Here is a 7556-nt window from a genome sequence, read left to right as displayed (position 1 = left end):
GGCGAGTCGCCCAGAGGAAGATCAGCGCACCGGCGAACAGCGCGATCGAGGTCCACTGGTTGATCCGCAGGCCCAGCAGCGTCACCGCGTGGTCCACGCCGCCGACCGGGTCGATGCGCAGCCCCTCGATCCAGAACCGTCCGGCGGTGTAACCGGCGACGTAGAGGGCGAACAGCCGACCGCGGTCCGGCCGCAGCCGCCGGCCGGCCAGGATCAGCGCGAAGCCGAGGGCCGCGTCCCACAGGGACTCGTACAGGAACGCCGGGTGGTAGAGCGTGCCCGGCAGGCCGCCGTGCGCCTGGTCGATCTCCAGGCCCCACGGCAGGGTGGTCGGGCTGCCGTACAGCTCCTGGTTGAACCAGTTGCCCCACCGGGCGATGGCCTGCCCGAACGCGATGCCGGGCGCGATCGTGTCGGCCACCGGCCCGAGCGGCACCCCCCGGCGGCGGCAGGCCAGCCACACGCCCACGCCGCCCAGGGCGACCGCCCCCCAGATGCCGAGCCCGCCCTCCCAGACGAACAGCGCCTGGTACGGCTCCTTGATCGCGCGCGGGCCGAAGTAGGTCTGCCAGTCGACGAGGACGTGGTACAGACGGCCGCCGACCAGCCCGAAGATGACCGCGGGCATCGCGATGTCGCCGATCGTGCCCCGCTCGCCGCCGCGGGCGCGCCAGCGGCGCTCGCTCAGCCAGATGCCGAACGCGATGGCGACGATGAAGCACAACGCGTAGGCCCGGATCGGGACGAATCCGAGATGCCAGACCCCCTGGGAAGGGCTGGGAATCGAGGCGAGGGGCATGCCGGTGACGCTAGCCGACCGGCGGCCCCGAGGCCGTGCCCGTGACCTGATCGCGAGCCATCCGCGATACCCCGCGAGCAACCCCGACGGCCTGATCTCTATCCAGGCGTAAGGAATCTACGTTGTAAAGGCGTCGGACTGCTCGCTTCGTACGCTCCCCAGGAGTACAGCCCCAGACCAACCACCAGATCCTGCCTCTCACGGACACCACCGTCCTCGCGGCGATCACCGGCCCCTGGACCGTCGAGCACCTGGTCAAGCTGAACGAAGCCCTGCGGCTCGTCCCCGCCCCCGACCGGTCCGCGCTGCGCGGCATCGAGATCCAGCGGGTGCGGGAGTTCGCCGGCGCGGACGGGCTCTCGGGCGCCGGCGCCAAGGCCGAGTACAACGCCCTGCTCGACGCGATCGTGAAGGCCCAGGAGTGGATCGAGGCCGGCGAGAAGGGCCTCTACCAGCAGGAGAGCGCCTTCGAGCAGCTCAAGCGGGACGTGACCCCGCGTCCGGTCACGGCGGGCGGCGGCAGGGGCTCGGTCACGCACGGCTGCCGCCTCTGCTGCGAGGACCCATGACCTGCCGGCTGAAGGCGGCCAGGGCGGCGTCGATCGGATGGGGCCGGGGCCTGCCCGACGCGTCCGGCCTGTTCCATCTCGCCAGGTTCGTCGTGATGGACATCTGCCGCCTGCCGTCGTCGCGGGTCAGCGACATCGTCGTGGCTCCCCAGACCGTGCCGCCGTGGCCCCAGCAGGTGCCGCCTCCCGGGATCTCGACCTTCTGCAGGCCGAGGCCGTAGTCGATGATCTCCCCGGTGTGGGCGCGGACCGGGACCGTGCGGTGCATCTCCGCCAGCATGGACAGGCCGACGATCTCGCCGCAGAGCAGCAGGCCGTAGAAGGTGTTGAGGTCCTCCATGGTGGACACCAGGGAGGCCGCCGTCCGCACCCAGGACATGTCGTACACGCTGTAGTCGCGGGGCGGGTCGATCATGCCGAAGAACGACTCGTAGATCCGCGGGTGCGGTTGCTCGATCCTCGGCCCGCCGGGGAAGGCGGTGTTGCGCAGCCCGGCGCGTTCGATGACGTGCCGGGTGACGTACCCCTCGGCCGTGGCGCCGGTCACGTGCTCCAGCAGCCGGCCGAGGATCATGTAGTTGGTGTTGGAGTAGACGCCGGGAGAGCCGCCGGGCTCGCCGGTCGGAGGCGCCGCGAGCCCCATCCTGATCAGCTCGGCCGGCGGGAAGTACGTGAACCGGTTGCCGTCCAGGCTGTCCGGCGAGACGTCCGGCAGGGACGGGAATCCGCCCAGTGACGGGAACGCGGCGGGAAGGTACTCGGCGATGCCGCTGGTGTGGTTGAGCAGCATCCGGACGGTGATGCGCTGCCCGCGCCCGCCCGGCACCAGCCGGGGCAGGTAGCGGCCGATCGGCGCGTCGAGCTGGAGGTCGCCCCGCTCGGCCCGCTGCAGGACGGCGGCCGCGACGAAGGTCTTGGTGATGCTGCCGACCCGTTGCGCCATCCCGGGCTCGACGGGACGGCCGGTCTCCAGGTCGGCGACCCCGGCGGCGCCCTGCCACACCCGGCCGCCGTCGCGCACCTCGGCGTACACGCCCGGCACGCCCGCGCGGCGCACGCCGTCCAGCGCGGAACCCAGGACCTCCGACCTCTCCCGGTCATTCACTGCTGATCTCATGCCCGCCATGATGGTCGCGCCGCCGCCCGGGGGCGTCCTGCCGGCGGAGTGACCTGCCGCTACCGCCAGGGGACCAGTGCGCGGCCGGCTACGACGCCGGGAGTAGTCCGGGCCGGTCCACGGAGTCCGTCACCAGGTGACGGGCAGCCTCTCCAGGCCCGATCCGCGCGTGGTGGTCAGTTCGCCGGCCGGTGCGGCCAGGGTGAGCGTGGGGATGCGGGTGAACAGGGCGCGGAAGGCCGTCTCCAGCTCGGCGCGGGCCAGGTTCTGCCCGAGGCACTGGTGGGCGCCGTGGCCGAAGGTGAGGTGTCGTCCGGCGGGCCGCCGCACGTCCAGCTCCAGGGGGCGGTCGAGCAGCGCCTCGTCGCGGTTGGCGACGGAGGTGACGATCAGCACGCCGTCGCCTTCGAGGATGAGCTGCCCGCCGATCTCGACGTCCTCGATCGCCACCCGGGGGAGCGTGCCCTCGCTGGCGACGTACCGCAGGAGCTCCTCCACGACGCCGGGCCACCCGAGCGTGCCGTCGCGTGCGGCGGCGAGCTGCCCGGGGTGTTCGAGCAGCGCGAGTGTGCCCAGCGAGATCATGCTGGAGGTGGTGACGTGGCCGGCGATCAGCAGGACGAGCGCCAGCCCGGTGACCTCGTCCAGGTCGGTCGCGCCCTGCTCGGCCTGATGGGCGAGCAGGGCGTCGATCAGGCCGTCGCCGGGGGCCGACTGCTTGGCCCGCACGAGGGCTTCGAGGTAGCGGCCGAGTTCCGCCATGGCCGCCGGGGCCTGCTCGGCGTCGTGCCGGAGCCTGGCCTGTCGCTCGAAGAAGGGATGGTCCTCGTACGGGACGCCGAGGAGCTCGCAGATCGCCAGCGAGGGCACCGGCAGGGCGAAGCCGGCCACCAGGTCGGCGGGCGGCCCGGCGGCCAGCAGGGCGTCGAGCCGCCCGTGCACGAGGTGTTCGAGCCGGGGACGCAGCGCCGTGACGCGCCTGACGGTGAACGCGGAGATCAGCGCTCTGCGCTGTCGCTGGTGCTCCTTCCCTTCGGCGCCGAGCAACATCGGCCGGGTGCGCGGGCCGGGTGGGAACGGAAGCGGCAGGGGCGAGCCGGGGTGCGCGCGGTCGGCGGTCAGCCGGGGGTCGGCCAGCAGGGCGCGGCCCTCGGCGTATCCGGTCACCGCCCATGCCTGGCGCCCGTCGGGCAACCGGACCTTCGTGACAGGGCCGGGGCCGTGGCCGTCGGCCGGGAGGTACGGGCAGGACTTGACGGTCGGCAGGCCGGGGAGGCCGCCGGCGGCGGGTTCCGTCATGATCTGCCGATCCTCCGTAAGATGCACAACGTATCTAATTGCACCCTCGCACGCTAGCACAGATAAGATTCGAAGCGCATCTTAAGGAGTGGTCCGATGACGCCCACGCGCCGACGGGGACAGCGACTGGACGACGCCATCCTCGACGCGACCTGGCAGATCCTGCACGAGGCCGGATACGCCAGGCTGACGTTCGAGGCGGTCGCGGCGGCGGCCGGCACCAGCCGCCCGGTGCTCAGCCGGCGCTGGCCCACCCGGGCCGAGCTCGCGCTCGCGGCCATGGAACGCGCGGCGCCGCCCGTCGCCGCGGTGCCGGACACCGGCGGCCTGCGCCCGGACCTGATCGACCTGCTGCGGGAGGCCGTCAACGGGTTCGGCGCCGTCCGCGGCGAGGTGCTGGCCGGGTTGCTCGCGGAAACGGCCCGCGACCCGGACGCCGCCGCCGCGGTGCGCGCGTGGATCGCACGCTCCACGACCCGGCACGCGATGGCCGCCGTCCTGGCGCGCGCCGCGGAGCGCGGCGAGATCCCCACCGCCGACCTTCCTGCCCGGGTGCTCCGGCTGCCCTTCGACCTGGCACGCAACGAGGTGGTCCTGGGCGGCCTGCCGCTCGCCGACGACGTGATCACCTCCATCGTCGACGACGTCGTCCTCCCGCTCGTCGGCGCGGCCGGGCGGGAGCGGCCGGCGTCCGCGACCGCGAGCGGGTCACCGGATTCCTGATCCGCTGGTTCCAGTGGCCCCTGACGTGGCCCCCTGCCCGACCGGTACGGACCTGCCCGCATCCGGTCGGCTTCCGGTCCACGTCAGGGGGTGCCGAACCAGACGGAGAGCGCTTCGTGCAGCGCCGGTACGGCGGTGTCGGCGGGTTCGTCGACGGATGCGGCCCAGGCGACGTGCGCGTCGGGGCGGATCAGCAGGGCGTCGGACGGTCGCCGGTCGGTCCTGGCGGTGTGGACGTCGACGCGCTGCCCCCAGGCGCGGGCGGCCTCGCGAAGGCCGGCGCGGTCGGCGAGGTCGAGGAGGACGGGCCTGGCGTGGTGCAGGAGTTCGGCGACGCAGGTGGTTCCCTGGCCGGTGTGCAGCGGGAGGTCGGGTGCGAACGTCCCGGCCAGGGGGTGGGGGTTCGGGCCGGGCATCGGGTAGCGGATGTCGGCGCCGGCGACCATGGATCCCATGCGCCGCAACGGCTGCTCGTCGGTGAGCAACTCCTGGACCATCTCACGGAGCGCTTCGGCGGCCGCGTCGTGCCCGCGTCGCAGCGCGACCTGGGCGCGGGTGTGCAGCATGGTGCGGGCGCCGGCGAGGTGGCGTTCGGCGTGGTAGGTGTCCAGCAGGCCGTCCGGCGCCCGGCCGTGCAGGTCGGCGGCCAGTTTCCAGGCCAGGTTGACCGCGTCCAGCAGGCCGGCGTTGAGCGCCACGCCGGTGGCGGGGAACAGGTGCGCCGCGTCCCCGGCCAGCAGGATGCGCCCGGCCCGGTAGCGCTCGGCCTGGCGGGCCTTGAAGGTGAAGCGCGACAGCCGTGTCGATCCCGCCAGTGGCAGGTGCACGCCGAGCACGCGGCGCATGCTGTCCTGCAGTTCGGTCAGGGTCATCGGGACGTCGTCGTCGTAGTCGGTGGTCTCGTCCTCGATGGTGTAGAGGGAGACGCTCCGGGCGCCGGGTGAGGAGCCGAGGCCGAACAGGCCGTGGTCGGTGCGGGTGAAACCGGCGCGGATCACGCCGAAGCCGGGGACGTCGAGATCGCCGTCGCCGAGCACGGTGACCTCGTCGGTCAGGGTGACCTGGGCCAGCCGGTTGACCTCGGGGTAGACGGTGCCGGGGAAGCCGATGCCGGCCCAGTCCCGGACGCGGCTGCGCGCGCCGTCGCAGCCGACCAGGTAGCGGGCGCTGACCCGGTACGGTCCGTCCGGGCCCCGCACGTCCACCCTCACCCCGGCGTCGTCCTGGTTCACGCCGGTCACCTCGTGCCCGCGGTGTACGTCCACGCCGAGCTCGCCGGCGCGTTCGTCGAGCAGCCGTTCCTGGTGCTGCTGCGGGAGCGGCAGCGCGTGCAGCGGCGGGTCCGCCAGCCGGGTGAAGTCCAGGTGCACCCCGCCGAACGGGAACCGGGGTGCCGGGGCGGGGCCGGGGCAGGCAGCCTGGAAGCGCTCCAGCAGGCCCCGGTAGCGCAGCAGCTCCAAAATCTGGCCGCCGAGGCCGCCGGCCTTGGGGGTGTCGCGGCGGTTCGGGTGCCGCTCCAGCACCAGCGGCCGCACCCCGGCCAGGCTCAGTTCGATCGCCAGCATGAGGCCGGCCGGTCCGGCTCCCGCAATGATCACGTCGGCGTTCTTCATCGGTCACTTTCCTTACGATCTGTCGCGTGTCGGGTTTCAGAGGTCGGCGACGGTGGAGGTCGGGGTGTTGAGGACGCCGTCGAACGCCTCCAGGACGGGGGTGTGCAGGTAGGCGCCCTGGATCCGGATGCGGTCGGGACCGGCGATCCCGTGCGCCTGGCGCAGGTCGGCGATGCTGAGCCCGAGCCCGGCCTCGGCGAAGGCGGCCTCGACGCTGCCCGGCTCGGGCGGCTGCAGCGCGGTGTCGTCGATGGCGAAGCCGAAGCGCGCGTTCTCGTCGGGGCGCATGTCGGCGGTGTGTCCGGCGGGGCTGGTCAGGGCGAGGGCGACGTAGTCGTCGCCCAGGCGGTTGTGCAGGTGCTGCCCCATGGGCAGCCCCGTGAGCCGGCCGTTGAAGGAGACCGGCGTCTTCTGGATGTGGGCGTTGTGGGCGGCCAGCACGATGCGGGCCTCGGGACCGGAACGTTCCAGGTGCCACTGGACCGACCCGGCCATGTAGACGTCCCTGGCCGAGGTGTCGGCGGTCAGGCCGGTGCCGGCGTACAGACCGGCCATGGCGCGAAAGCCGTAGTCGGCGCTGCAGGCGGCCTCAAGGCGGCGCAGGGCGAGGTCGTAGCTGGGCCGGTCGGCACGGGAGAGGTACAACACCTCCACGGCGCGAAAGCGTATGAGCAGCCGCATCAGGATCGCGCTGAGGGCGTCCTGCTCGGCGGTTGCCAGGCGGGTCCAGGCCGGCGCGGCCGAGGCCGCGGAGGCGCCGGCGAACGACCCGGCGATCCGCATCGCCTCCTCGATCACCGGGAGGGTCTCGGGATCGACCTGGCGCAGGTAGTCGGCGACCGGGGCCAGGGCGGGAAGCAGGGACCCGCCGGCCGCCGGGATGTCGATCCCGGCGAAACGCACCGGCTCGGCCGCTGAGGCGTTGTGCCGGCGCATCCAGCGCAGCGGCTCGTCGACCCCGACGGGGATCGCCGTCGCGAGCCGGGCCGCCAGCTCGTCGTCCGTGCCTTCGCCCTGCGCCCAGGCGTCCAGGGGGACGCCCTCGCTGAATCCGTACTCGAAGGCCAGGACGGTGAAGCCGCAGCGCTCGGCCAGGAACCGCAGGATGCGCCGGCGCATGACCGAGAACTCGGTGATGAAGTGGGAATTCTCGCCGACCGCGACGACGCGCGCGTCGCCGACGAGGTCGCGCAACGGCTCCAGGTCGTCGAGCGGAGCCTCGGGGTCGAGGTGGGTGAGCGGGACGGCGTGGCCGCGAAGCCAGTCGGCGAACGGGTCGAGGCGGGACGAAGCGGGCATAAGGACAGCTCGATTCTGATCGTGGAATGGTGAAGGAACGACAGATGGAGGCGCGTGACACCGTGGGCGGAGGCGTCACCGGAGCCCGGTGGCGCGTCCTAGCGCCCGCCGGCCGCCGCTTCCTCCAGCTCCGCGAC

The 7556-nt window shown here is 73.1% G+C and carries 7 protein-coding genes; 2 read left to right on the top strand and 5 right to left on the bottom strand.

Going from position 1 to position 7556, the window contains the following annotated elements; all coding sequences use genetic code 11:
• Positions 1 to 799, bottom strand: a 799-nt coding sequence (gene lgt, locus ACWCSD_RS43370; RefSeq protein ID WP_449923950.1) for a prolipoprotein diacylglyceryl transferase, incomplete at its 3' end; no start/stop codon positions are given.
• Positions 800 to 1128: 329 nt separating this feature from the next.
• Between lgt and ACWCSD_RS43365 the strand changes: the two genes are divergently transcribed.
• On the top strand, positions 1129 to 1368 hold the full coding sequence (locus ACWCSD_RS43365) for a hypothetical protein (RefSeq protein ID WP_397162825.1): 240 nt from the start codon (positions 1129 to 1131) through the stop codon (positions 1366 to 1368).
• Here ACWCSD_RS43365 and ACWCSD_RS43360 read toward each other — a convergent pair.
• Positions 1331 to 2485, bottom strand: a complete 1155-nt coding sequence (locus ACWCSD_RS43360) for a serine hydrolase domain-containing protein (protein WP_397162823.1) — start codon at positions 2483 to 2485, stop codon at positions 1331 to 1333. The genes ACWCSD_RS43365 and ACWCSD_RS43360 overlap by 38 nt on opposite strands.
• Before the next feature lie 129 nt (positions 2486 to 2614).
• Entirely contained in the window at positions 2615 to 3784 is a 1170-nt protein-coding gene (locus ACWCSD_RS43355) for a cytochrome P450 (protein ID WP_449923945.1), read from the bottom strand.
• Positions 3785 to 3880: 96 nt separating this feature from the next.
• Here ACWCSD_RS43355 and ACWCSD_RS43350 point away from each other — a divergent pair, with 96 nt between their 5' ends.
• Complete coding sequence (locus ACWCSD_RS43350; RefSeq protein WP_449923942.1) at positions 3881 to 4507, top strand: TetR/AcrR family transcriptional regulator; 627 nt, start codon at positions 3881 to 3883, stop codon at positions 4505 to 4507.
• Between the two features lie 83 nt (positions 4508 to 4590).
• On the opposite strand, the gene ACWCSD_RS43345 is transcribed toward ACWCSD_RS43350, so the two are convergent.
• Positions 4591 to 6120, bottom strand: a complete 1530-nt coding sequence (locus ACWCSD_RS43345) for an FAD-dependent monooxygenase (RefSeq protein WP_449923940.1) — start codon at positions 6118 to 6120, stop codon at positions 4591 to 4593.
• Between the two features lie 36 nt (positions 6121 to 6156).
• A complete protein-coding gene (locus ACWCSD_RS43340) occupies positions 6157 to 7419 on the bottom strand; it encodes an erythromycin esterase family protein (protein ID WP_449923937.1) in 1263 nt (420 codons plus the stop codon).
• Between the last annotated feature and the right edge of the window lie 137 nt (positions 7420 to 7556).

The organism is Nonomuraea sp. NPDC001684 (genome assembly GCF_053596515.1).
The sequence above is the reverse complement of the archived record's forward strand: the minus strand, read 5'-3'. Positions and strand labels throughout refer to the sequence as shown.

Coding starts and splice junctions, on each gene's coding strand:
- ACWCSD_RS43360 (WP_397162823.1), bottom strand. CDS start 2,485: ATGAGATCAGCAGTGAATGACCGGGAGAGGTCGGAGGTCCTGGGTTCC.
- ACWCSD_RS43355 (WP_449923945.1), bottom strand. CDS start 3,784: ATGACGGAACCCGCCGCCGGCGGCCTCCCCGGCCTGCCGACCGTCAAG.
- ACWCSD_RS43350 (WP_449923942.1), top strand. CDS start 3,881: ATGACGCCCACGCGCCGACGGGGACAGCGACTGGACGACGCCATCCTC.
- ACWCSD_RS43345 (WP_449923940.1), bottom strand. CDS start 6,120: ATGAAGAACGCCGACGTGATCATTGCGGGAGCCGGACCGGCCGGCCTC.
- ACWCSD_RS43340 (WP_449923937.1), bottom strand. CDS start 7,419: ATGCCCGCTTCGTCCCGCCTCGACCCGTTCGCCGACTGGCTTCGCGGC.